The sequence below is a fragment of the Microcystis sp. LE19-10.1B genome (assembly GCF_027530565.1).
GTDB lineage: Bacteria > Cyanobacteriota > Cyanobacteriia > Cyanobacteriales > Microcystaceae > Microcystis > Microcystis aeruginosa.
In genome coordinates this window covers 1-1,328 of record NZ_JAPZQM010000613.1, presented here as the reverse complement: position 1 = coordinate 1,328, position 1,328 = coordinate 1, and the positions used below count along the sequence as shown (strand labels likewise).

The following is a 1,328-nucleotide window of genomic DNA, read 5'->3' as shown; positions in this document are numbered from 1 at the left end:
GTGGTCGAGGGAATCAACAATAAACTTAAACTAATAAAACGGAGAGGCTATGGCTTGAGAAACTTTCGGAATTTTTGGGTTAGAAGTATGTTATCTTGGCATCTTGTATGTTGATTTAGCATAAAGGGTAACGAAGAGCCGGTTTTTGAAAGTCCCAATCCTATTTTCTTGCACTAACATCGGACTTTAACAGGTCAAAAGCTTTATTTTAAAAGGGTTTTACCATTATTCAGCAAGCCCCAATTAGGACAGGGGAACGGAGGTGAAGGGGGTACTTTGTTCGGTGCTAGACTGATATTTCAGTAAGCCAGACAGGAGCCAGAAAAAGATATTTATCAGAAAAGTCATGATCAAGCTAGAGGTTTAAAGACTGAGCGGGTTCCAATTATTTTTATTAATAAATATTTTACACAATCCATACCAGGTAAGCAAGAGAGCTACGCCACTACTACCGAATCATTACCCTTTTGTGAGCATTGAAAGGCTAGTTTGCGTTGATTTTTTAATCTGATTGACTAAGTTAAGCTCGTTCTGCTCAATAGAAAGAGGATAATCCTGCTTGTCTCCATCAGTTTTTAGGTAGCGATCGAGGATTTTTTGGAACAAGCGCGGTATATCTTGAAGGATTCCCATCAAGTTCCGGTTGAGATCGGCTCGAGTATTCTGGGGCCAAAATAGTAAGGCCACAGCAATTCCCACAGCGATTCCGATCCAGTTATCGATGAGGTGCGATCTCGCGTAGCGAGCGCGTTGCGACCGCAAATAGAGCCAGATATTTTGTTGTGCTGATGTTCCTACCACTCTCATGGCAATTAAAGCGCCCAGTAGTGTGGCTTGGGAATAAGCGGCTTGCCATCGGTAAGTTTCACAGATCAGGGCGGCTAAAATGTAGGTGAGAGAGGGAATGACAAAAAAACTTGAGCCTTGGATTCCGTAGGCGTTCACCAGGATAGCGGCAATGATTCCCCCCAAAGCACTTCCCCCCAAACGCCCCAAACCTGCGGCGATCTCGCGTAGCGAGCGCGTTGCGACCGCACCTCCCATCGATGGCTCAATCAGTACAGATACATAGCCAAAGACGGGATAGACAAAGTTGTCTAAAACATTTCCTCGGTGCCAAAAGAAACTCGTTAAGAGAGCAGCACCCAGGGAAAATTTCAATCCCTGTCTGATCATTAGCCCGTTTTTACTAGACCTCCTGCAAAAGTCTTATTCAGCTACTTGATGATAGCCTAAAGCAAGTTCATAGTTGTAAATGCCAGCGATTAAATTAAATCTCAGACCAAAACGCCGTCTCCGATTCCTATATCTTGATGATAAAATTCTAA

Annotated in this window: 1 protein-coding gene and 2 pseudogenes; 1 reads left to right on the top strand and 2 read right to left on the bottom strand. The window is 43.5% G+C overall.

Translation table 11 applies throughout. From position 1 onward, the window contains the following. Positions 1-114: transposase (locus O9332_RS22175; protein WP_287627018.1), on the top strand; the 114-nt coding region annotated here is incomplete at its 5' end. A 351-nt stretch (positions 115-465) separates the two neighbouring features. On the opposite strand, the pseudogene O9332_RS22165 reads toward O9332_RS22175, so the two are convergent. Both O9332_RS22165 and O9332_RS22160 read right to left on the bottom strand, forming a co-directional pair. Continuing rightward, positions 466-1,176 (bottom strand): annotated as a pseudogene (locus O9332_RS22165) (aromatic acid exporter family protein); the annotation flags it as partial. A 33-nt stretch (positions 1,177-1,209) separates the two neighbouring features. Beyond that, positions 1,210-1,328, bottom strand: a pseudogene (locus O9332_RS22160) (IS5/IS1182 family transposase); the annotation flags it as partial.